Source organism: Mesorhizobium sp. M0998, from assembly GCF_040318885.1.
Lineage (GTDB): Bacteria > Pseudomonadota > Alphaproteobacteria > Rhizobiales > Rhizobiaceae > Mesorhizobium.
On record NZ_JAMYND010000055.1, the window covers coordinates 1 to 21,863 of the forward strand.

Sequence of the window (21,863 nt, forward strand, 5' to 3'; positions counted from 1 at the left end):
TAACTGCGCTCGAAAGGACGCCTTAAGAGCGCAGCTTCGCTACCGGGCCATGCTCCCGCAAGGCGGCCCTCGCCGGAGAGGTACGCCAGAGGCTCGGAATCACGAAGTCGACGACGGCATTTGGCTCGTCTCCTTCATGCATTATGATCTCAGATATATCGACTTGGAACAGAGGACCTTGCAGACCTACGACAACCCGTTCGGCACGAGGGTGTCACCCATGTCTTAGGTACAACTGTTACCCATGTCTCCGGGCCGCACAGTTTGAAGATGGTAGCGGAAGGCCGCTACATCGCAAGACGCCCCCATTGAGGAGGCATTCTTTTGCTATCGTCGCCAAGCGGCCTGACAGCAAATCGAGATCGAGCACCACGAACTCGGAAGCGAGTCGGGACGATGATGGACTGAGCGGAAACAAATAATTAGCGAGCGATGTGCACATGCCGTGCACACGGGTTTGCACCTTTTCTTTTGTTTCTGTTTCGTCGAAACACCGAGCCAAAGCGTGATGAGCACTCGACGATTACCGCAGTAGTGCCCCGTCACAGCCGCATGGCCAATTGACCACGCAGCACCACTTCATAGTGCGACGGCGAGTAAACTTGTCCGGGGCGTGTGCGGGGAGGGCGCAACCAGCGGGGCTTGGCGCATTCGCTAAATTGTAAGCCTCTCCTCGGCGCACCTGCATCTGGTGCGAACAGAAAGGAGAAAACATGTCACGATCAGACACCTTCCCTCTCCGTCTGCTCAAGACGGAGGAGGCCGCCAAACTTGTCGGCCTTTCCCCCGGACGCTTGAAAAGCATCGCACGTACGGCACCGGACCTGCCTATCGGAAGTTGGGTGGTCGCGTGGTCTATGCCCCGCAAATCCGCAAGAATGGGCCGACAGGGGGTTGAAGTCATAGACCTCTGATCCGGGTGTCGGCCGCGGTTATCCGGCCAAGCCTACAGGTCGAGTGAAGTCCAGGAGGGGATAGCTTGTGCAACCTGCGGGTGGCGCATGACACTGTACTCGCAGGCGCCAGCGCCCGACATCGAGGGCGCGAGCTGCCCTCCGAAGGCAGAGGTCACAGGTGATGCGCCTGCCCACAGTAGCGATGATCGCCACCAGGGATGGCGTCGGGAACTTCGCGCTCTCAATCCGAATTGTGTTACTCGGGCCGTTCGGCAATAAAGAGAGTATCGGGGAGAAGCCCAAGACGCTCGCGATCGGCGGCAGGTATACGGTCTGAATTTATTCGAGCAACCGTAAAACCCGCGTCCTCGATACGCTCGTTGATATCGGGACCGTAGGCTCGCACGTGATCTGATCCGCCGAAGCGTTCGTCGCGCTCGCTCCGTGACATGGATGGCGTCGCTTCGAGCGTTTGACGATAGATAAGCGGTACTTGGATCCAGACCTGTCCTCCAGGCTTAAGGGATGACCAAACTTGCCGAAAGACATGCCGATCGTCAGGTACGTGCTCCATGACATGACACAAGACGACAATATCGAGATCGCTGATGCCGTTCATGTTCATTAGGTCAACCTGCACGGTATCGGGGCCGTACCGTCCGGGCTCAATATCGCCTTTAATGAGGTTGCCCGCCTGAGATAGTCTCTTTGAAAGCCCCTTTTCGCTCGGCGCAATCTGGAGAATTCTAAGCGGTCCCGCCGGAAGCCCGAGAAGCTTACGGTCTAGAGCACAAATCAAAAACCGCTCACGATCCAGGGCATGACAAAGCGGGCAAATAAGCGTGTATCCCCCGAAACGGTAAAAAGCAGCCACACCGCGATCGCAGGCATTGCAGTGATGAGCCTTCCTCGTCGGGAGTAGTGTCAGGGTGAGGGCTCTCAGCCAATCTCCGTACGAATCAAGTTTGCGTGTGACCCGCCGCGTTGTGATACGATCAGCATAGCTGCGAAAAAGAGATAGAAGTCGGCTTCCTCGAGCGTTGTTCCACGATGGTTTCAGCATGTTGGCCTTCTAAGATTTTTGACCCGAGGACCGATAATTAGCGCCCCCTGATGTAACGTCGAGTCAGCGGAGCAGCAGGAGATTCGCCCCGTCATGGCATCGACCGTGATATCGAGCAGACCGGCGATCTCAGCCAGCGGCTCGTCAAGCACATCCTTCAGGATAATGACGCTGCGCTGGAGGATCGGGAGTTCCGTAAAGCGAGACACCGCAGTTTGTATCGCTTCCTGAAGCATCAAAATCTTCACGGGGTCCGGAGCGGCGTCGACAACGACTTCAAGGGCCGCCTCGATAGGCTCTGCTGCGCGGATCGCACGGCTGCGCAGCAGGTCCGGCGCACGGCTATGGGCAATCCGGAAGAACCAGGGTCGCAGCTGCGGAATCTTGCACAACTGGTCGAGAGCAACGAGGGTTCGAGCAAAGATCCTGCACAACGTCTTCGCCGTCGACGACCGACCCCATGAGACGCGAGCAATAGCGGTGCAGTTCAGGCCGTAACAAGACGGCAAGGGTGACGAACCCGGTGAGGAACTCCTCCCGACTGCCGCGGTCCATGGTAGATCCTGCACCGATCAAGGCGTCGCCACCCTGTGCCTCCGTCATCACCACCGCTTCGACGACAAGAGATTCGTGCGCGACGATATGCAGGGCCGGTGAGGTCGCAATCGAACGCTCAAGCCGCCACGCAGCCTAGCCGCGCAAGACGCGCAGAGGCAAGGAGCTAAAGCGCCGACGCCTGGGTGAGGCCGCTATGGGCTATCGCCAGATCTCAGTATTGACTCAGGGTGAGCAGTCCAACCCTCCTTACAAGACCAATACTGAAAATACCGTGCATGGCCGCACTTGTTTCGGAATGGTTGGCCGCAAGACCAACGGTTCCCGAAACGAGTGCTGCTGTGTCTAGTCCAGTATTGGAGGCTCCAATTGGTGGGGCAATCTTGTCCGTATCTTTGCATGATGTGCTTGCCAATGGGACTACCGAGATTTGGCGAGTGACAGCACGGGTCAGTCGCACGCATCATCGCCCAATGCCATGGTGAGGAGATGATGCGGTGACCCAGACAAGCACACCGAGATCCGGCCAGCAGACACATTCGAGGAAGATCAACAAGGAGACTGTCACATGGCCTCTGGTGGTAGGAGTCGGTCGGGCACACGCCCATCACGGGGAATTCCTCCAAGGCGTCTTTGAAGCGGACAACGGACGGCTTTGTCGCGGACTCGTCACGCTTCCGCTGACGTCGCAAGGGTCGCTAGCGACCTTCTGGCCGGATGAACAAGATGGCATTCGGCCGCGACCCGCAAACCGGGTCAAAGCGGCGCGCGCGGCGGCCCTCACGCTCGAGCATGTCGGGGTAGCTGGCAGGGGGGGAGAATTGACGATCGAAAGCTCTATTCCGATAGGGCACGGCTACGGTTCCTCCACGGCAGACGTCATTGCCTCGATCCGCGCGGTCGCGGCTTCGGCGCGCGTCACGCTGCGCCAGTCAACTGTTGCGCGACTGGCCGTTGCCGCGGAAAGCGCAAGCGACGCCATCGCCTACTGCGACCAAGCTCTCCTCTTCGCTCACCGGGAAGGCCGTACAATCGAACATTTCGGAGGCGAGTTCCCGCCCTTTCTCGTAGTGGGTTTCAGGGACGGCAGTGCCCGACCGATCGACACGCTAGGCATGCGACGAGCACGCTACGACAGTGAGGAAATCGGGCTGTTCCGTGTTCTGCGGGGACTGGCGAACCGCTCCATCCGGCAACAAGATCCCCGCCTGCTTGGACGTGTCGCAACCATCAGCGCCAGTATCAGTCAGAAGCACCTGCCGAAGGCATCCTTCGACACCATTTTGGATATAGCGCGGGCGCATGACGCGTGCGGTGTGCAGGTGGCCCACAGCGGAACATTGATCGGCATCCTTCTGGATGCGACTGCGCCCAGGGCGGCCATGCGCGCTGCTGAGCTCGCAAGGCAGGTGAGCGGCACAGGTCTGCAAGGCGTCCATACGTTTGCCCTTAATGCCGAAACGAGGCTAATCCAGTGACCGCGGCGCAAGACTATTTACGCGCCTACGAGACGCCGCGTTTTGCCCAACTCGCACCTAACCTCAACGCCGCCTGCTTTTCCCTCATGAAGCTGATCCCCGCCCGGTTCATGGTCGATCAGGCGGAAGCGTCAGGGCGCCTCAGGCGGGAAGGTCACATCATCGAAACGACGTCGGGCACATTCGGCCTCGCCATCGCCATGCTGGCTGCGGCTCGTGGCTATGCGCTTATACTTGTCACGGCCTCCAGCCTCATCGACCTGAAACTCAGGCGGCGACTGGAACAACTTGGTGCCAAAGTCATGGCCATCGACGATCCTCAAGGAGACGGCAATCAGCGCGGTCGGCTCCAGTATCTTCAGCAGACCCTGCAAGATAGCCCGGGCACGTATTGGCCTCGGCAATACGACAATCCGGAAAACCGCCTTGCTTACGCGCGCCTGGCGGACCTCGTTGTTCGATCATTCGGCCGCATCGATTGCCTCGTCGGCTGCGTGGGCACTGGGGGATCGCTTTGTGGAACCGGAGGCTTCCTTCGTGAGCTCTTTCCTGATCTCAGGATGATTGCTGTCGATACCCACAGAAGCATGCTCTTTGGCCAGCCTGTCGGACGTCGCATGCTGCGCGGGCTCGGCAACAGCGTTTTGCCGGACAATGTTCGTCATGAGATGATCGACGATATTCATTGGGTGGGCGCATTGCCGGCCTACGCAATGGCGCATGGGCTGTTTCGCGATCACGGGCTGTTCATGGGGCCGACCAGCGGCGCCGCAGCCTTGGTCGGCGCCTGGTTCGCCAGGCACAATCCGGAAGCCTCCACCGTCGTGATAATGCCAGATGAAGGGCATCGTCATTCCGATACAGTCTACAACCCCGACTGGCTCGCCGGTTTGAAGCATTGGCCAATCTCCATTCCCCTTGAACCAACTGTTCTCACGCAAATTCGTCCGGCCGAAGAGACGGCATGGACGAGATTCCCTTGGAACCGCAGAACTTTAAACGCCGTCCTCGCGGGGGACGGCCTGTCCCCTACGCAGTGACAGGTCCGAACTGAGGCTAGGCGACAAACAACATCGGCCAGCAGTCACACAGGGTGCATGACCCGGTGAAGAAAATCCCTAGTGCGTTCGTGTCTCGGATTTCGAAGCAGTTCCTTGGCCGGACCTTGCTCAACGATCCGGCCGCCGTCGAGAAAGAGGACGCTGTCGGAAACCTCGCGGGCGAACTGAATTTCGTGCGTAACCACGAGCATGGTCATGTTCTCGTCTGCGAGCGCGCGCATGACCTGCAGGACCTCGCCGACCGTTTCCGGGTCAAGTGCGGAGGTGGGCTCGTCGAAAAGAATGGCCTGTGGGCGCATCGCCAGGGCACGGGCGATGGCCACGCGCTGCTGTTGACCCCCCGACAATGACGCGGGATAGGCATTCGTCTTGTCGGCCAACCCGACGCGATTGAGCAATGCCGTGGCCCGCTCCCGGACCTGGTTCCTATTTTCCTTCAGCACGTAGAGCGGCCCTTCCATGACATTTTCCAGGGCTGTGCGGTGCGGAAACAGGTTGAAACGTTGGAAAACCATGGAAACGCGGGTGCAGATGGCGTGAACCTGGGGCGAGGCGGCATCGACCACGGTGCCGTCGATACTGATGCGACCGCGCTGATAGGTCTCAAGCCCGTTCACACATCGCAGAAGCGTCGATTTGCCGGAACCCGAGGGCCCAATCAGACATACGACCTGTCCTTTGGCGATCTCGGCGTTGATTCCCTTGAGGACTTCGTGGGAGCCGAAGGACTTGTGCACGTTTTCAAAGGTGATCATCCCGCCGCCCCAAGATAGCTTTCGATTCTACGCATAAACAGGTTCAGCGGAACCGTCAGGCACAGGTAAAGCAGTGCCACCAAGGTAAAAACTGTCATGTTGTCGAATGTGGACGACGCAAGCATCTTGCCCTGCATGGTCAACTCCTGAACCGAAATCACCGAGACAAGCGAGGAGTCCTTCAGCAGCATGACCATGTTGTTGGCGTAAGGCGGCAGGATGATCTTGAATGCCTGCGGCAGCACGACGCGGCGCATCATCAACGGACGCTTCATGCCGATCGATTTTGCCGCTTCGACCTGACCCTTATCGACCGCCTCGATGCCAGCCCGGAAGGTTTCCCCGAGATAGCAGGAGTGCGCCAGCCCCAGCCCGATCGTGCCAGCCTGGAGCGCAGTCAGGTTGATGCCGATCTCGGGCGCGACAAAGTAGATATAAAAGAGAACCACCAGCAGTGGTATGCCGCGCACGAAGTCGACAAGGAGCCGCGTCGGCACGGCGAGACAGCGTATCCCCGATGTCCTGAACAGCGCCCAAACAAGGCCGAGCGCCGTCGCAAGACACAGCGCAAGAAGGGTTATCATGACGGTCAGCCAAACGCCGTTAAGAAGAAGCGGCAGATATTCCGTTGCATGCGCGATGAATTTGGTCATGGCCGGCTTCCTCTTGGCACGTACCCCGGCCGTCAAAGCCGGTCATTCCGATGCGATCCTTTGGTCCTGCCAGCCGGCGCTTCTGTCGAGGTCAGTGCGGGTCGGCCTCAAAGGCCATATTTGGCAAATATTCGGCTTAATTCGCCGCTTTCCTTCAGCTTGGCGATGGAGGCATTCACCTTTTCGAGAAGCAGTGGATTTTCCTTGGCAACTGCCAACGCGACCTCGCCTTTTTTCATCGGCTGATAGCCGTCGACGAGGCGAACACCCAGGCCGGGATTCTTTGAAAGCTGATATGCGACGATCGGGGCGTCACCGAAACCGGCCTTGATGCGGCCCAGAACCACATCGCGCATCATGTCAGCGATTGAGTCGTAGAGCTTGACTTGACCGAAGACGCCAAGCGCTTCCAGAGCATCAGCGTAGGTCGAGCCGATCTGCGCCCCGACGGTTGCACCTCTGAGTTCCTCGATCGTGTAGTTTTTGCTATCGCCGGCAGCAACAAACATCGCCTCGCCATAGGCGTAAACCGGCGTGCTGAAATCGATTACCTGCTTTCGTTTGTCCGTTATGAACATGCTGGCGGAAATCAGATTGATTTTGTCGGTCGTCAGTGCCGGGATCAGGGCTGGAAAAGCGTTTATTTGAAAATCGGCGGTCGTGCCAAGGCTCGCGGCAATCGCACTTGCCAGATCGACCATCGCGCCTGTCGGCTTTTGGGTTGCGGTGTCGACAAACGTGAACGGCACTCCGGTTGGCGTGACGCCGACTCTGAGCGTTTCCTCAGCCATCGTCTGAGTTGCCATTGCGACACTGAGGGCTGCGAGCCAGCCGATGAGCGTTTTCCGAAGCATGAACATTCCCCTTACATCATGTTTGAATCGAGATTCCGCTCGCTAAGCGAGTTGAATTTGCCTCTCCTGGATAGCTTTTAGAAAAGTCGCAATACCGTCCAATGGTGGACGAGATCATCAATCGATCAGAAAAAATCGCATCCGTTCATGATCGCCTCTATCTTCTCTTCAGGACATCTTGGTCGCGCGCCGTTCAAGTGAGGGTGTGAAATAGTCACGGCCCTCGGCAACGTATTCCCACGCTTCGGCAACTGACTGAAACGATGGTTGTGCTTTGTTCGGACCGGTCGAACGATCCAAATCCTTGAGGCCGCTCGCTGTCACGATGGCAACGACGCTGTCCGACCGCGCGATGGTGCCTTCTCGCCTCAAGGATTCGATAGCTGCAAATGGCGTCACCGAGGCTAGCTCGGCAAAAACACCCTCGGTGGCCGCAAGCTGCTGCTGCATCGCTATCAAGCCGATATTGCCGACCGGCATTGCCGTGCCGCCAGATTCACGCAGGGCGTTGAGCGCCTGAAACGTGCTTCGTGTGGTGCCGATCGAGATGGCAAGCGTGTCGAAGCTTGCGGGGACTTCGGCAACCAGATCTCCCTTGCCGGCAAGGGCTCTGGCCAAAGATCCGTGCACTTCCGCCGCCACGAGTCTCGGCAACCGCTCGATCTTGCCTTGGCTGAGAAGATCCTTGAATCCGGCCCACAGCCCGGCAAGCGCATCCCCATAGCAAACAGGCAAGGCGCACCAGTCCGGCACGGCACCGTGCATTTGTTCGACGATTTCGTAAGCCAGGGTCTTGTAGCCCTCGATCCCGACAGGATGACTGCCGACCACGGGGCTGTGAAACGGTGATGTTGCAAACCATCCGAGGCGCTCGGTACCAGCGGCAAGCAATGGCCAGCGATGGGACTTGTCGGCCAGGGATACGACGCTTGCGCCGTATTTGCGGATCTGCGCCAACATTGCGCCGGCGGTGCCTGAGAATGTGACAACGACGCATTTCAGGCCCGCCCGTGCAGCATAGGCGGCAAGTGAGGCCCCGGCGTTTCCCGACGAAGCAGTCGCCACCACGCGTGCGCCACTCAAACGTGCCATCGACACCGCCACGGTCGAGAAGCGGTCCTTGTGGGACCAGGTAGGGTTTGCGCCCTCGTCCTTGATAAGCAGCTTGGGGACGCCGAGCTGCTTTCCCAGCTTCTCGGCGCTCAGCAATGGCGTCAGGCCCTCGCCCAAGGAGATTGCATCGCTGAGTCCACAAGGAAGCATGTCGGCATAGCGCCAGAGCGAGGGCAGGGCGGCACCCGCTGCGGAAGCGGCCGATGTAGCTCCGGATGGATCGTAGACGACCTTAAGATTGGCCGGTGCTTCGGCACAGCATTTCGGGCAGCCGCGTGAGTCGATTTTGGTATCGATCCGGAACAAGGCGCCGCATCGAATACAGGAAAACCCTGCCGCGCGGCTCATAACGGCACCCGGGTGATTGCATCGCGCGTCTGCGTCAGTCGCTCCACTCCGCGCTCGCGAACAACCACCATGTCCTCCACCTGGAGTCCCCAGCGGCCGATTTCGTAGTAGGGGGTCTCCACGCACAGCACCATTCCTTCTTCAAGGATGTCTGTACTGCGCGCCGAGAGCGTCGGCGCATCATAACCATCAAGGCCGATGCCATGTCCGACGTGATCCCGCTCGTAGTGGGCAATTCCTTCGCGCTTCACCACACGCACGACCGTTTCGAAGAGCTGTGCTGCTGCCATGCCCGGCCGGATAATGTCGCAGGCATGCTGAACGCCGCGCAGCAGCGCCTGCTGAAGTCGATGCGCCTGCGGCGGCGGCTCGCCCAGCGTGGCGATACGGGCAATGTCGGCGCGGTAGTGCCGGAACCGGCCACCGACGTCGAAGCGGATGATTTCTCCAGCGCGCAACCTGCGGTCAGACGGCTGGACGTTCATGAGCGCGCTGCGCTCGCCAAAGCCGATGCATCCCAGTACGGGCAGGGCGCCTTCCTCGACCGTCCTGACATGAAAAGCGCGCGCCAGATCTGCTTCGGTGGCGCCTTCCTGAGCAACGCCGAGTGCTGCTTGAATGGAGCGTTCGGCAATCTGGGCAACTTGGCCGAGCCGTTCGATTTCACCTGCCGTTTTTACGGCACGAACCTCGCGAAGCAATGCGGTGGCTGGTAGGAACGACGCATTGGGAAAATGGGCTCTGAGGGTTTCCTGGTATCCTGGTGCGAGCCCGGCCTCGTCTATGCCGATCCGCCCACGGCCGAGCTGAGCTTCTTCCAATGCGGCGACCAAAGCCGCGATGGCATCGCCATGCCTCGGCAGGTCTCGAAGCTGGAGGTGTCGTTCATTGGCGAGGTCCACGGTGGTCGAGGAACCGACATTGGCGTAAAAGTCGCCATAGCGCCGAACCTTGCTCACCCAGACTTCCTGATCGGCTACGAGGTCGAGCGTGCTGGAGCTGGCGATGATTTCAGGCGTGCCCTTGTCAGGAGCCGGCCACACGACATAAGCCTGCGGGCCGCGACGGATCCATTGCGGCAGAGCCCAGAAGCCGCTCATGTAGGTCACGTTTTCCGGGGCAGTCGCTATAATTGCGTCAAGCCCGGCTGCCGTCATGCATTGTTTCAGGCGCGCTTGGTTAAGCAGCATGATGGGAATCCCGAGCCTGTTTTGCTTCCATAAAGCCGAGGCCGGTGGAAATGCGCGCCGCAGCCGCCATTACTGCCTCTCCAATCTCAGCGATCTCCACATGCGGTCCCACTGACCGGGGGTAGGCCGCACTTATAGCCGCGATGATTGTGCCTGATGCATCGCGAAGCGGTGCGCCGACCGCAATCAGCCCGGTAAAGTTCTCGTCCAGGGATGTTGTGTAACCAATGGGCTCGGACGCTCTGATTTGAGCAACGAGCTTGTGCGGATCGGTGACTGTGCGTACGGCAACCTGCTCCAGTGGACCTCGTCCAAGAATCGCAATGACCGCCTCGCCGCTCAGCTCCATCAGGAGCGCCTTGCCCAACGCGGTGGAATGCAAGGGGAAGGTCTCGCCAGGTGAAGAACGAATGACGACCGGACTCTTGCTTTGCACGGTCAGGAGATAAATTCCGCAGCTGCCCCGCCTGATACCGAGGAATGCGTTGAAGCACCCTTCGGCGGCCAGCGCCTGCAGTTGGATTTCAGCCAAACCAACCAGGCGATCTCTGCCCAGGACCTTCCGCGCCAGCGCCAGCACGGAGTGACCCAGCCGGTAGCGCCGCGAGTCTGGCGACTGCTCGACATAGCCCTGCTCTGCCAGGGTATTCAGAATTCGCTGCACGGCGGGAGCACTCTGCTCAAGCCGGCGGGCGAGTTCGCGCACCCCGACTGCTTCGTCCGCTTCCTTGAGGACATTGAGAACCGCAAGCCCACGTTCCAACGAAAGATTTCCTGTCACTGACGTTCCTTATTTCGGAATGGCGTTCCTTAATATGATGAGAAAAGCAGCAATAGCCGCGCCTGTCAATAACGAATGTTCATTATAGTGTGTCGTCCTAAAGTGTGCCCAGCGACGACCATGCCGTCATGGACCTACGGTTGGTTGTCGGCCTCAACGTACAGAGGATTCGGCGCGCACAGGCCCTCTCTCAAGAGGAACTGTCGTTCCGTTCAGGATTCACGCGCGCCTATCTGAGTGGTCTCGAGGCCGGCCGTCGCAATCCCACACTCCTGTCGCTCGCAAAGCTTGCCACCGCGTTGAGCGTCGACATCGACGAGCTGACGAAACGGCCCGGCAAAAACGCCCGAGCCCCAGCTGGTAATTGTGCAGTGGCGTCGCGTGAGCGGCGCAAGGGAAAATCCTGATGCTCTCGGCGGCCTGCTGGCCAGTGCGTCACGGCGAGTTTCGACGGATGAGCTGCTCCACGTTAACTTGCAATGCCAACGCCAGCACCTCCAGCGTATCGACGGTCGGTGAGTTTTCCTCCCGCTCGAGCTTGCCGACATAGTTGCGGTCGAGGCCGGCAAGGTCCGCGAGCTGCTCCTGCGACAAGCCGGCGCCCTGGCGAAGCAACCTCAGATTGCGAGCAAAAACAGACCTCAGCCTCATGCGGCGAGGCAGTCAGAACGCGCCCTTTAGTGCCACCTACTATAGTAGTCAAAAGTCATGCCGGACGTTGCGGTTGGACCTAAGTTATTTATTTTGTTCTTTGTCTCAGTACATTGAAAGGGCCTACAATGGCGGCGGTTCACGGGAGCGTCTTACAGGATCAGCTAATACAAATCTTTGAAGCAACCGCGCAGATTGACCGTGCAACCAGCGCCGCCGAGATCATTCGGCAACTGCGCAAGAGCATCGAACGTCACGGCTACGCAGCCTGTCTGGTCACCGAATTGCCACGCCAGGACACCGGATCGCTGGATGGACACATCCTTGTCAACGGTTGGCCGCAGGAATGGTACGACCGCTATATGGCTGCCGGACACTATCGCCATGACCCTTGTGTTGCTGTGTGCCGTGGTGCGATCGGGCCCTTCCTCTGGCGGGACGTCCATCACGGCTTGACGGACGGAAATGCCAGGAGGGTGATGGATGAAGCGAAAGAGTTTGGGCTTTGCGACGGGATCTGCATCCCGATTCAGGCTGCGTTTGGCGATCCGGCCTGTGTAACGGTTGCCGGAAGTGAAATTGATTTGGCGCCGACGGTGCGCTGCACCATTCATGCCCTTGCGCGCCATGCCTATTCGGCTGCCGAACGCCTCGTTGGCAACTCGCGCAGGCGGCCGAGACAAAAGCTTTCCCAACGAGAGCGTGAAATCCTGCAGTGGGTCGCGGGAGGAAAAACCGCATGGGAGGTTTCCCGAATACTTGGCATCTCGGAAAACACTGTGACGACCCACCTGCGCAACATCAAGCAGAAACTCAGCACCGCCAACGTTGTGCACGCGATCGTGGAGGCGTTTCGCAGGCACGAAATCGAACTTTGATCCATCCCCAGATCTGGGTATTTCCCGGGCAATCGTCGCGTGGTCGGATGGGGTTCCATCGCGAGGAACCGCAATGATTCAGGTCCATGTCGTTGACGCGTCAAACAGCTTTGCCTATCGAGGGGATCTCGACAGCTACTTCCGCCTGCGGCATGAAATCTATGTCGATGAACGTGGATGGCAGGACCTGAGACGCCCCGACGGTCGCGAGATCGACGCGTTCGATACTCCAGAAGCGATTCATCTGCTCGGCATCCAGCCAGGAAGAGGCGTCGTTGCCGGATCCCGTTTCGTGCCGAGCCTTCGGCCACATCTGATGAGCGAAACCTTTCCGCAACTCGCCGACGGCGGCGTTCCGCGCCGACCCAATATCTTTGAATGGACCAGGTTCTTCGTGGCGCGGGATCTTCGTGAGCCCGGCCGACCTTGCCAGGCAGCCGGCGTGATCTACTGCGGAATTTTGGAATTCTGTATCCAGCGACATATCAGCAATCTGACAATCGTGTGCGAGGAGTACTGGTTCGACCGCCTCGCATCGATTGGCTGGAATCCGAAGCAGCTTGGGCCTGCGCTCGCACATGGTGATATGACGATCATCGGTCTGATGGTTGATGTCAGCCCGTCAGCCTTGATCGCGACGCGACAATTCTACCGCATAACGGAGCCTGTGATTTGGGCCGAAACGCCATTCAAGCGGCTGGCCTGACCGCGGGCCGTCCGCTTTTGGGCGTCACGCCTCGAACGAACATGCTGCCTGGCACTCGCAGAGGGCGGCGATGTACTATCGCGTGCAAATCGGCTGTCTGCCTCGCGCCATAACAGCCATTCAAAGGCGGAGGTGTCCAAAGACGGGCGCTCCGGGGCAAGCGGTACCAGCCTTGGCATCGAAATCGAAGAAGAAGGTCTGGGAAAAGGACACACCGGATCTTGGAGCGTACGACTTCTCCTTCGATCCAATTTCTTTTTTTGGGCAGTTCACGCCCGAGAGCCTGGTGAAGGCGACGGACACAATTCTTGAGGGCCTGGCCAAATTTCCCGATGCGTCGCTGTGATCGTGCGGACTGGCTTGGGACCCACTGGCCGCATCCTCGCAGGCCTCCACGTGACCGCCAAGGGTCGCGGTGCGGCAGTGCTCGATCGCCATGATGGACAACACAGACATCAAGGCAGGTGAAGCCAAGATCGGCGAGCTGAAGCGCAACATGGACGCGATCAACGCAGCCCGACGAAAGGGCGGCTGTGTTGCCGGCACTCTGTAAGCCGCTCCAACGTTAAAATTGTCGGCTTGCTTCCCGCCCTCGCGACTGCGGAGTGGTCGTTCCATCGATTGACTCCCGTAATGCACAGGCAGTTAATCTCCCCGCAAGGGCAAAAGAGGGGCTATGAAACTGGGAGAAAACGATGACTGTCCAAAAAGAAGACTATCGAACCAACAGAGCCGACTTCGCCATAGCTGCCATGCATAGCCGAGCGACCCCTGAGGGCGATCGTGACGATTTGGTGGCGAGGAAAAAGTCCCTGTGGGTAACAGATCGGCGATCTGCAAAATTGGCTGCAAACCCGTCCGAAAGCTCGCCAGAACCCAAGGCAAAGGCTCGCGGTAAGTGAATCGTGCCAGTCAATTTCTTACCGCCGAGTACTTCGTTCACATTGTTCGATTACATTACATTTATCTAATGTACTAACCAGCCAGTCGGGCATTCCCGAAGGCTCGCTGGTCAGGCTCAGCGGCCCCCCTAACCCAAGCTGCTGGGCCGCCTGCTAAGGAAGTGCGTGTATCGCTGATACGGTCGTCGGTGACCCCCCTCCGTACCGCGGGCCGGGATCGCAACCACGTCACCGACCGGACTGGGCGCTCAGGACGCCTGCCGGCGCTCGCGGCATCACGTCGACATTGTCATGTACCTCCGCGCAATCCGTAGATCCATTCGATGAGTCCGTTTGCGTGACGCGGTTCGCGAACGAACCCAGTCCACCTTATATTCGGTCAGGCGCATACACCTGTTCCATGATCCCGCTTGCGGCGGATTCGGACCCAAGAGACGAAACCATTCTTCAGCGGCGGCTGTTTGAGGCCATGAGTTTCGTCGGTTCGTCTACCGAGGATCTGCCAGGCCTGATCGGTCCTGGAGATTGTTAGAATCGATTGGCGTCTACGCTGATGGTTCCGTCAGGAAAGCTCCTTCTATAACGACTCCGGCGTTCACGTATTTCCACAGCGCAACAAGCAGTTTCCGAGCGAGGGCGATGATCGCCACTGGCTGAGTGCGGAATTGGGTTGATGGCGCACCCAGAGCCACGCAACCTGGACAAGCGTCGACCGGAGCCTAGGATTGCCGGACTTCGAGACTCCCTGCTCGCAATTAATCTGCCCACTTTGCCAGGGCGTTGGCACCAAACCAGCGTAGGCGGCAACCTGTCGTCGATTGTCAAACTTGCGCGACAATCCCTCAGACCACAGGACGGCCGCGAACTCCGGACCTATTCCCTTGAGGCTGAGCAGCAGGGCCGGTGTTGGCTCATCTGCCGCGACGAGCAAGGCGTCGCGTGCCTCTTCAACATCCTTGATCTGCTGGATCAGCAACTCGATGCGATCAAGCTCGCGGCTGATCTGCGCCATGAGCGCTGGCGGCAGTGGACGCCCATCTGCGGTAATGAGCGCGTCGAGGCATTTGCGTCGATCGCCTTTCAACGGTTCGTATCCGGACACACCTTGGCTGAACAAAAGGCCCTTTCTCCTGTTGACGTGCCTGATCCGCTCGTTCGTCAGCGCCTTCCGCTCCCGCACCAACCGGCGACGGTCTTCCTCCTCCGGCGTTGGCACTCGCAACATCGCGCAAACCCGAAGCTCGCCGCGGTTGTAGGCCAACAACGCTCGAACCAGTGCTTCCCGTCAATCCTGTCGGTCTTGGCCCGCGGGCGGCGACGCGATGTGGCAATGGATGCCGGGTCCACGACATAACTCTCGATGCCTTCGCGTTCGAGGACCCGATGTATCCAGAATCCATCCAGACCAGCTTCCTGGATTGATATGACCCGGAAACGCTGCCCTGTCCGCACTTCCGCCTTTCGTTGCAGCTCTGCGAAGTGATCGAGCAAACCCGGAATGTCGCCCCCGGCACGAGGTGTCTCGACATTCTCTCGCCCCCACCTGGCGAAAGCGAAGTCACGAGCCATTTTGAACGAGACAGTTCTAACGAGCCAAATATTGCGGCAAGATCGACGCGGATAGCGGTCGGGGGCTTCCCCAAAATGTGCGCGGCGAGCATGCGTTGAGGGCGAGACGAGTCTATGTGCCTTGACGGGATGCAGAATATATTCCTATTTTGCGGGATGCCGCACCGTCGCCGCCATGAACAGATTTCCGAGTATCATGCTTGCCAAGATCGAACGGCAGGCTTGGCTACTGACGAAGGAACTGTGGGTCGCGCAGTTGTCCCCAAGGCCGTTCTGTCCGCACTACGACGCCATCGACAATTTGCATCGGGGCCTAAAGCGGGCGCTCAACTTGCTGCATGACCGCCCGGCGGATTACGAAGAACCGCATTTCGCGCCCATGTCGCGAGGGTGAAGAACTAGCCTGTCAGTTTAGTGAAGTCGTGGCGCCGCGCGCGAACATGTGCCAGCAAATTCGTTTCGTTTACGACCCCTGATTGAAAGAGATTCAGCGTGGTCGAGGCCAGAATCTGACCGTCTATCGGGGTGCTGTACCATTTGGCGTCGGCGGTTACCTGGTCGACAACCCGCTGGCAGATCGCCCGATCTTTAGGTCTAAGGAACTGACTTTTCAGTGCTCGTAGCATCTCGACGCCTTGAAACCGAGAGTCACCTGTCTCCGCGCGATACCCATGCGTGGTCTGCGAGCATGGACCCTAAACGCATTCAGACAGAAAATTGCCATTCGTTTGAGTGGTACCGATGTCGCGTGGATAAGCGGCGGTCCGCGAGCTAATCCACCATGTCGCGCAGCGGCTTCTTGCGCTTTGGCGTCCTGTACTTCTCGACCAGCCTGACCTTGTCGATGTCGATCGTCACCAGCGGTCCCAGATCGACAGTCACCCTGCCGCCTTCCTCGTCTACGCGCGTGATCTCTCCGGTAAGCTCGATCTGCTGCCCCTTCTTCACCTTGGTATGATCGATGACCGAATGCGGAAAGCTATAGCTCGGAATCGAGACGTTTACGCAGTGCTGAGTGACCCGTTTGCGAAGGCGGCCGGGATCGCCACCTCGTCACGAATGGAAATTCCGCGCGCCGTTCCATGAGTCTGGTGCGCTCGGCGCCTTACTCAAGATATTGCTAATTATGGATGAGCCCGCTTCCTCCAATCGATGGATGAAGCCGATCGTGGGCCGGTGCTACTTGATGCATCGCGCGACTTACCCGACAAGAGCTGGCTCCAGGGGCAAAATATGAGCAAGACGACTCTCATTGCTATCGCAATCCTCGCGATCGGTGTCGGCTGTGCCGAAGCCAAGGACCGTAAGGTCGAAACCGCGACCGACCGTAAGGTCGAAACCGCGACCCTCGGCACGCACGCCAATTCGAAGAACCTGCCGGTTTGTACCGCGGCAAGCTCACTCTTCGAAGTCCTCGGTGATAAATGTTTTCTCGTCACAGGTTCGATGATCTATGGCGACATCGCCGAACTCTCCCGGACAATCACTTTGAGTTGGTAGCCGAAGCAACAACCTCCCAGCGCGGCCTCCATTCTCCGGTATGAAGTTGCGTCGCAGGGGCTGCCTTCGCCCAGATATCGACCCAGTCTTCGCGCGTCGCCAATACCGGCGCAATCCCTAGTCACCACGGGCCTCTTCAAAATTCTTATGCCGTCCGCACCTGCGGTCGAGCTTGTCGCGCCAACAGCAGCGCCTCTGCATCGTTTGGGCAACCCAACGCATAGCTTCCGGTCCGGAAACTCGCTTACGCGTTTCATCGTCCATTCGGCAGTGGAAATTTAGGCCGATTTGGCAGTGCTCAGAATCGCGTAGCTGTCCTGCGATCCGCTCGGAGAGGATGGCGAGTGGTTGCGGCAACTGCGCCTCAAGCTGGCTGGCGACCGCCGTCTGCAGCCGCTGCTGCGGAGCAGCGCTGACGCTGCGTTCGTCCGGACCGTCGCAAGACCGCTTGATTGTATCCGGCCTGGAGACAGACAAACGCCGGCGCAACCTCACCCTGAAACCAAAAGACAATATCGATGCCCTTCAACAGCTATGCTCCCAAGGGTTCAAGCGCCTGCAAACATTCACCATGCCAATTTCGCCATCGCCGCTTCGATAATGACGGCGCCATCAATTTCATGGAGCAACCTTTGCCGCCAAGGGGTTCTGCCCGATGGCGGCGACCAGGCTCGTGCATACCTCGATCACCATCACCAGGACCTTGCGAGACGCAGAAGAGGCGAGCCGCTTCATGAACCGGCTAGAAGCCCCAAACCCAAAAGCCGCTGATCGATTTGAGCCGCAGTAACGAAGTGTAACCGCGTTCGCACTACAAGAAGCTCAAACCGCGCAAGACCGCTGATCGATACGACCACGATGTTCAACGGTATTGCCCAATGGAAGCCGCCCCAATGGAAATCGCCAAGAACGGCCATACGACTAGCCATCTGATGACGTCACGGCGCTTTGCGCCTCTCTTCTGGACGCAGTTCCTTTCCGCCTTCAACGACAATTTCCTCAAGAACACGCTGGTGTTCCTTATTCTGTTCACCCTGGCGGCGGACAAGGCTGCATCACTGGTTACGCTGGCGGGTGCCGTCTTCATGGCTCCTTTCCTGCTCCTGTCCGCCGTTGGTGGCGAGATCGCCGACCGGTTCGACAAGGCGCTCATCGCCCGTCGGCTGAAATTCACCGAGATCGCCGCTGCGGCTGTCGCTGTCGTTGGAATCACCCTGTCGTCGATCCCGGTGCTGATGATCGCGTTGCTCATGTTCGGCATCATCTCGGCACTGTTCGGACCGATCAAGTACGGCATCCTGCCGGATCACCTCGAGCGCAAGGAATTGCCCCGCGCCAATGCCTGGATCGAATCGGCAACCTTCGCCGCCATCCTCGGCGGCACTATCGCCGGAGGCGTCGTCTCGGCCGATGGCATTGGGGTCTCGGTGTTCGGGCCGATCATGATGGTCCTTGCCGTGGCCTGTTGGTTTGTCAGCCGCTACATCCCGTCCACCGGTTCTGCGGCTCCCGACCTAGTCATCGACAAAAACATCTTTCGCTCGACCTGGCGACAGGTGAACGGTTTGCGTGCCGACAAGCGGATCTGGCGCGCCGGACTGATGACGTCGTGGTTCTGGCTGATCGGGGCCATTGTCCTTTCGATCCTGCCTACACTGGTCAAGGATTCGCTCGGTGGCGGAGAAATCGCGGTCACCGCCTATCTCGCGGTGTTCGCCGTTTCGATCGCCATTGGCTCTGCCATAGCCGCATGGATGTCGCAGGGCCGCATGGTGCTCTTGCCAGCCCCGGTTGGCACTGCGTTGATGGCACTGTTCGGCTTGGACCTGGCCTGGACCATCTGGAGCATGCAGCCTTCGATCGGGGCCGAAACGCTCGCAATATTCTTCGCCAGGCCAAACACGATCCATGTTGCGATCGACCTTGCCGGCATGGCTATTGCCAGCGCCTTTCTTGTCGTACCAACCTTCGCCGCCGTACAAGCCTGGGCGCCCGAAGCCAGTCGCGCTCGCGTCGTCGCCGCGGTGAGCATCGTCAATGCAGGCTTTATGACGGTGGGCGGCATACTTGTTGCCGCGATTCAAGCAGTGGGCGTCTCCACTGGAGGTATCCTGTTCGGCCTCGCCGCACTCAACGTGGTCGCCGCCTGGCTGATGCTGAGATATCTGCCAACCAACGCCTTCCGCGACTTCGTTTCCATTCTGTTCCGAGCCTTCCATCGTCTGGAGGTGGAGGGGCTGGAAAACCTTAAGGCGGCCGGCCCGGCACCCATCCTGGCGCTCAACCATGTCAGTTTCCTCGACGGCCCATTGGCTTTGACGCTGACGGATGAGGAGCCGGTGTTTGCCATCGACTACACCATCGCCCAAGCCTGGTGGATGAAGCCGTTCATGAAACTTGCGCGCGCCCTGCCGCTCAATCCGGCCAAGCCGATGTCGACCCGCACGCTTATCAAGGCCGTGCAAGGCGGCGATCCGCTTGTCATCTTCCCCGAAGGCCGGATCACCGTGACCGGCGGCCTAATGAAGGTCTATGACGGTGGCGCCATGGTGGCCGACAAGACCGGCTCGATGATCGTGCCAGTGCGCATCGACGGCCTGGAGAAGAGCTATTTTTCGCGGCTGAGTTCGCTGCATGTGCGCCGCCAGCTGTTCCCAAAGGTCAGGGTGACGATACTAGAACCGGCCAAACTTGAAGTACCGCCGGATCTCAAGGGCCGGAAGCGCCGCGCAGCGGCGGGTGCTGCCCTCTACCAGGTCATGTCGGATCTCGTCTTCCGCACCCAGGACATCGACAAGAGTGTGCTGGAGAAGATCATCCAGACGGCGAGCGAACGCGGCATGAAGCAACTGGCCGTGCAGGACCCCGTCACCGGTTCGCTGAGCTACGGCAAGCTGCTGACAGCCGCCGCCGTGCTTGGAGAGAAATTCAAGAACCTCTATGCCGGCCAGCAGACGCTCGGCATCATGCTGCCCAATGCGAACGGCGCCTGTGCGACGCTGCTCGGCGTCATGTCCGCCGGCAAGGTTCCGGCGATGATGAACTTCACTGCCGGTGCGGCCAACATCCTCTCCGCTTGCAAGGCCGCCGAGGTGCGCACCGTGCTGACTTCACGCGCCTTTGTCGAACAAGCGAAACTTGGCGCCTTGGTCGAGGAACTCGGCCGCTCGGTCGATATTGTGTGGCTTGATGATCTGAGGGCCACCATTGGCCTCAAGGACAAGCTGCTCGGCCTTTTGCGCAAAAATGCACCCCGGGTCGCCCGCAAGCCCGGCCAACCGGCGGTGATCCTGTTCACCTCAGGTTCTGAAGGCACGCCTAAGGGCGTGGTGCTCACCCATCGCAATATCCTGGCTAATGCCGCCCAGGCCGCCTCGCGTATCGACTTCCATTCGGGCGACAAGGTCTTCAACGTGCTGCCGATCTTCCACTCGTTCGGCATGACAGCAGGTACGGTGCTGCCGCTGATTTCGGGCGTGCCGGTCTATTTCTATCCCTCCCCGCTGCACTATCGCATCGTGCCGGAGTTGGTCTACGCATCGAACGCGACGATCATCTTCGGCACCGATACGTTCCTCAGCGGCTATGCGCGTACGGCACACCCTTACGACTTCCGCTCAGTGCGCTATTGCTTTGCCGGCGCGGAACCGGTCAAGGCTTCTACGCGCGCGACCTATATGGAAAAGTTCGGCCTGCGCATCCTCGAAGGCTATGGCGTGACCGAAACCGCGCCCGTGATCTCCATCAACACGCCGATGTACAACCGCTCCGGCAGTGTCGGCAAAATCATGCCGGGTATGGAGTACCGCCTGGACCCGGTGCCTGGCGTCGAGGATGGCGGACGGCTTTTCGTGCGCGGGCCCAATGTCATGGCGGGCTATCTGCGCACCGAGAAGCCGGGCGTGCTCGAGCCGCTCGAAGACGGCTGGCATGACACCGGTGACGTGGTCGCCGTCGACGACGTCGGCTTCATCACCATTCGAGGCCGCGCGAAGCGCTTTGCCAAGATCGGTGGCGAGATGGTTTCGCTGGCCGCCGTCGAGGCACTGGCGGGCGAATTGTGGAAAGGCTCGCTCTCGGCAGTCGCCGCCGTGCCAGATGCGCGCAAGGGCGAAAAGCTGGTCCTCATTACCGAGGCTGTCAACGCCACGCGTGCCGAATTCCTGGCCTTCGCCAGGGCCAACGGCGCCATGGACCTGATGGTGCCGGCCGCAGTGCGCGTCGTTGCGAAAGTGCCTGTCCTCGGCTCAGGCAAGCTCGATTTCTCCGCTGTGACCAAAATGGTGAGCGGCGAAGACATGAAAACCCAAGCGGCTTGAACGGCTCGCTTTTACGGGTCGCTTTTGTGTATCTCGGTTGAGAACACGGGACCGCCGCGAAAGTTCGGTGCACGCAGCGCCATGCGAACGAGCTGCAGCTGGCGAAAAACGATGGTGCAGGGTCGATGCGCTCATTTGCACATGTGCCGCGAGCTCGTCGATGCTGAACTGTCGAGGCGGCGGTCATAGAACTGGCAAGCGAGGACCATTGGCTTGTCCGACTATCGTTGCGCCTTCAGCAGACGCTCGAGCGTTGAAAAGTCACTCATGTCGCGGTAGGGCGTCAGGTCAAGATCCTTGGGGATCTTCTTGAGCTTCTCTTCGGAGATCGGTTTTTCGTTCTTTTTGTTGAAGGCCTGGTAAGCGGACCAGCCAACACCCGCCGCCTTCACTGCATCGCGTTCGGCTCGAAGGGCGATTTGATGCGCGTGCAGATAATGAAGCCCGAGTTCGTCTAGGAGCGCCTTTTCAACGATTTCGTGCGTTAGCAGAAATGGGGCAAGCCGGACCTTGGCCGATTTCCAATCCATAGTGCGAGGCATATGGCGATCGATATAAATCGTCCTGCCATCTTTGCTGTATCCAGCAATG

General features: G+C 59.2%; 20 protein-coding genes and 2 pseudogenes. 10 read left to right on the forward strand and 12 right to left on the reverse strand.

Features of this window, described 5'->3' with window-relative positions; translation table 11 throughout:
* Positions 1-713: 713 nt before the first annotated feature.
* Positions 714-894: pseudogene (locus NKH59_RS30045) on the forward strand (helix-turn-helix transcriptional regulator); the annotation flags it as partial.
* A 258-nt stretch (positions 895-1,152) separates the two neighbouring features.
* Here the strand turns inward: NKH59_RS30045 and NKH59_RS30050 are convergent.
* Positions 1,153-1,770 carry a class I SAM-dependent methyltransferase gene (locus NKH59_RS30050; RefSeq protein ID WP_353023946.1) on the reverse strand — a complete coding sequence of 206 codons (618 nt, stop codon included), beginning with the start codon at positions 1,768-1,770 and terminating at the stop codon, positions 1,153-1,155.
* Positions 1,771-1,952: 182 nt separating this feature from the next.
* The gene (locus NKH59_RS30055) at positions 1,953-2,393 is read right to left on the reverse strand and encodes an RNA polymerase sigma factor (RefSeq protein WP_502904340.1); all 441 of its coding nucleotides are present in this window, start codon (positions 2,391-2,393) and stop codon (positions 1,953-1,955) included.
* A 942-nt stretch (positions 2,394-3,335) separates the two neighbouring features.
* Here NKH59_RS30055 and NKH59_RS30060 point away from each other — a divergent pair.
* Both NKH59_RS30060 and NKH59_RS30065 read left to right on the forward strand, forming a co-directional pair.
* A complete protein-coding gene (locus NKH59_RS30060) occupies positions 3,336-3,992 on the forward strand; it encodes a GHMP family kinase ATP-binding protein (protein WP_352542331.1) in 657 nt (218 codons plus the stop codon).
* The gene (locus NKH59_RS30065) at positions 3,989-5,032 is read left to right on the forward strand and encodes a cysteine synthase family protein (RefSeq protein ID WP_352542330.1); all 1,044 of its coding nucleotides are present in this window, start codon (positions 3,989-3,991) and stop codon (positions 5,030-5,032) included. Before NKH59_RS30060 ends, NKH59_RS30065 begins: the two co-directional genes overlap by 4 nt.
* A 44-nt stretch (positions 5,033-5,076) precedes the next feature.
* Here the strand turns inward: NKH59_RS30065 and NKH59_RS30070 are convergent, their stop codons facing one another.
* From NKH59_RS30070 to NKH59_RS30095, 6 genes are all read right to left on the reverse strand, one after another.
* Positions 5,077-5,808 carry an amino acid ABC transporter ATP-binding protein gene (locus NKH59_RS30070; protein ID WP_352542329.1) on the reverse strand — a complete coding sequence of 244 codons (732 nt, stop codon included), beginning with the start codon at positions 5,806-5,808 and terminating at the stop codon, positions 5,077-5,079.
* Complete coding sequence (locus tag NKH59_RS30075; protein ID WP_352542328.1) at positions 5,805-6,461, reverse strand: amino acid ABC transporter permease; 657 nt, start codon at positions 6,459-6,461, stop codon at positions 5,805-5,807. The genes NKH59_RS30070 and NKH59_RS30075 overlap by 4 nt, the downstream gene beginning before the upstream one ends.
* Positions 6,462-6,568: 107 nt before the next feature.
* A complete protein-coding gene (locus tag NKH59_RS30080) occupies positions 6,569-7,315 on the reverse strand; it encodes a substrate-binding periplasmic protein (RefSeq protein WP_352472981.1) in 747 nt (248 codons plus the stop codon).
* Positions 7,316-7,483: 168 nt separating this feature from the next.
* Positions 7,484-8,776, reverse strand: coding sequence for a threonine synthase (locus NKH59_RS30085; RefSeq protein ID WP_352472980.1), 1,293 nt, complete (start codon positions 8,774-8,776; stop codon positions 7,484-7,486).
* Complete coding sequence (locus NKH59_RS30090; RefSeq protein WP_352816220.1) at positions 8,773-9,966, reverse strand: M24 family metallopeptidase; 1,194 nt, start codon at positions 9,964-9,966, stop codon at positions 8,773-8,775. The genes NKH59_RS30085 and NKH59_RS30090 overlap by 4 nt, the downstream gene beginning before the upstream one ends.
* Positions 9,956-10,747 carry an IclR family transcriptional regulator gene (locus NKH59_RS30095; RefSeq protein WP_353023948.1) on the reverse strand — a complete coding sequence of 264 codons (792 nt, stop codon included), beginning with the start codon at positions 10,745-10,747 and terminating at the stop codon, positions 9,956-9,958. Before NKH59_RS30095 ends, NKH59_RS30090 begins: the two co-directional genes overlap by 11 nt.
* 128 nt (positions 10,748-10,875) lie before the next feature.
* Here NKH59_RS30095 and NKH59_RS30100 point away from each other — a divergent pair, with 128 nt between their 5' ends.
* Positions 10,876-11,154, forward strand: coding sequence for a helix-turn-helix domain-containing protein (locus NKH59_RS30100; protein WP_352816224.1), 279 nt, complete (start codon positions 10,876-10,878; stop codon positions 11,152-11,154).
* 28 nt (positions 11,155-11,182) lie between these two features.
* On the opposite strand, the gene NKH59_RS30105 is transcribed toward NKH59_RS30100, so the two are convergent.
* Positions 11,183-11,398 (reverse strand): helix-turn-helix domain-containing protein, encoded by a 216-nt coding sequence (locus tag NKH59_RS30105; RefSeq protein WP_352816226.1) that lies wholly within the window; start codon positions 11,396-11,398, stop codon positions 11,183-11,185.
* A gap of 128 nt (positions 11,399-11,526) precedes the next feature.
* Between NKH59_RS30105 and NKH59_RS30110 the strand changes: the two genes are divergently transcribed.
* From NKH59_RS30110 to NKH59_RS30120, 3 genes are all read left to right on the forward strand, one after another.
* The gene (locus tag NKH59_RS30110; RefSeq protein WP_352816227.1) at positions 11,527-12,276 is read left to right on the forward strand and encodes an autoinducer binding domain-containing protein; all 750 of its coding nucleotides are present in this window, start codon (positions 11,527-11,529) and stop codon (positions 12,274-12,276) included.
* Between the two features lie 73 nt (positions 12,277-12,349).
* Positions 12,350-12,982, forward strand: coding sequence for an acyl-homoserine-lactone synthase (locus NKH59_RS30115; protein ID WP_352542323.1), 633 nt, complete (start codon positions 12,350-12,352; stop codon positions 12,980-12,982).
* Positions 12,983-13,052: 70 nt separating this feature from the next.
* Positions 13,053-13,328, forward strand: a complete 276-nt coding sequence (locus NKH59_RS30120; protein ID WP_352542322.1) for a hypothetical protein — start codon at positions 13,053-13,055, stop codon at positions 13,326-13,328.
* 1,101 nt (positions 13,329-14,429) lie between these two features.
* Here the strand turns inward: NKH59_RS30120 and NKH59_RS30125 are convergent.
* A pseudogene (locus NKH59_RS30125) lies at positions 14,430-15,545 on the reverse strand (IS110 family RNA-guided transposase).
* A 104-nt stretch (positions 15,546-15,649) separates the two neighbouring features.
* On the opposite strand from NKH59_RS30125, the gene NKH59_RS30130 reads away from it, so the two are divergent.
* Positions 15,650-15,847: a hypothetical protein gene (locus NKH59_RS30130; protein WP_352542321.1), complete on the forward strand. Its 198-nt coding sequence runs from the start codon at positions 15,650-15,652 to the stop codon at positions 15,845-15,847.
* Positions 15,848-16,224: 377 nt separating this feature from the next.
* On the opposite strand, the gene NKH59_RS30135 is transcribed toward NKH59_RS30130, so the two are convergent.
* Positions 16,225-16,401 (reverse strand): hypothetical protein, encoded by a 177-nt coding sequence (locus NKH59_RS30135; protein WP_023680685.1) that lies wholly within the window; start codon positions 16,399-16,401, stop codon positions 16,225-16,227.
* Positions 16,402-16,605: 204 nt separating this feature from the next.
* Here NKH59_RS30135 and NKH59_RS30140 point away from each other — a divergent pair, with 204 nt between their 5' ends.
* Together NKH59_RS30140 and NKH59_RS30145 are read left to right on the forward strand one after the other, a co-directional pair.
* Positions 16,606-16,953: a hypothetical protein gene (locus NKH59_RS30140; protein WP_352816230.1), complete on the forward strand. Its 348-nt coding sequence runs from the start codon at positions 16,606-16,608 to the stop codon at positions 16,951-16,953.
* A gap of 893 nt (positions 16,954-17,846) precedes the next feature.
* Complete coding sequence (locus NKH59_RS30145; RefSeq protein WP_353023950.1) at positions 17,847-21,272, forward strand: acyl-[ACP]--phospholipid O-acyltransferase; 3,426 nt, start codon at positions 17,847-17,849, stop codon at positions 21,270-21,272.
* Between the two features lie 221 nt (positions 21,273-21,493).
* Here the strand turns inward: NKH59_RS30145 and NKH59_RS30150 are convergent, their stop codons facing one another.
* Positions 21,494-21,802, reverse strand: a complete 309-nt coding sequence (locus tag NKH59_RS30150; RefSeq protein WP_353023952.1) for a hypothetical protein — start codon at positions 21,800-21,802, stop codon at positions 21,494-21,496.
* Positions 21,803-21,863: the final 61 nt, after the last annotated feature.

Excerpts from the sequence above, each read along its gene's own strand:
- NKH59_RS30120 (WP_352542322.1), top strand. The coding sequence starts at position 13,053 with ATGTACTATCGCGTGCAAATCGGCTGTCTGCCTCGCGCCATAACAGCC.
- NKH59_RS30070 (WP_352542329.1), bottom strand. The coding sequence starts at position 5,808 with ATGATCACCTTTGAAAACGTGCACAAGTCCTTCGGCTCCCACGAAGTC.
- NKH59_RS30085 (WP_352472980.1), bottom strand. The coding sequence starts at position 8,776 with ATGAGCCGCGCGGCAGGGTTTTCCTGTATTCGATGCGGCGCCTTGTTC.
- NKH59_RS30105 (WP_352816226.1), bottom strand. The coding sequence starts at position 11,398 with ATGAGGCTGAGGTCTGTTTTTGCTCGCAATCTGAGGTTGCTTCGCCAG.
- NKH59_RS30100 (WP_352816224.1), top strand. The coding sequence starts at position 10,876 with ATGGACCTACGGTTGGTTGTCGGCCTCAACGTACAGAGGATTCGGCGC.
- NKH59_RS30090 (WP_352816220.1), bottom strand. The coding sequence starts at position 9,966 with ATGCTGCTTAACCAAGCGCGCCTGAAACAATGCATGACGGCAGCCGGG.
- NKH59_RS30075 (WP_352542328.1), bottom strand. The coding sequence starts at position 6,461 with ATGACCAAATTCATCGCGCATGCAACGGAATATCTGCCGCTTCTTCTT.
- NKH59_RS30110 (WP_352816227.1), top strand. The coding sequence starts at position 11,527 with ATGGCGGCGGTTCACGGGAGCGTCTTACAGGATCAGCTAATACAAATC.
- NKH59_RS30080 (WP_352472981.1), bottom strand. The coding sequence starts at position 7,315 with ATGCTTCGGAAAACGCTCATCGGCTGGCTCGCAGCCCTCAGTGTCGCA.
- NKH59_RS30115 (WP_352542323.1), top strand. The coding sequence starts at position 12,350 with ATGATTCAGGTCCATGTCGTTGACGCGTCAAACAGCTTTGCCTATCGA.
- NKH59_RS30140 (WP_352816230.1), top strand. The coding sequence starts at position 16,606 with ATGGATGAAGCCGATCGTGGGCCGGTGCTACTTGATGCATCGCGCGAC.
- NKH59_RS30150 (WP_353023952.1), bottom strand. The coding sequence starts at position 21,802 with ATGGATTGGAAATCGGCCAAGGTCCGGCTTGCCCCATTTCTGCTAACG.
- NKH59_RS30130 (WP_352542321.1), top strand. The coding sequence starts at position 15,650 with ATGCTTGCCAAGATCGAACGGCAGGCTTGGCTACTGACGAAGGAACTG.
- NKH59_RS30145 (WP_353023950.1), top strand. The coding sequence starts at position 17,847 with ATGGAAATCGCCAAGAACGGCCATACGACTAGCCATCTGATGACGTCA.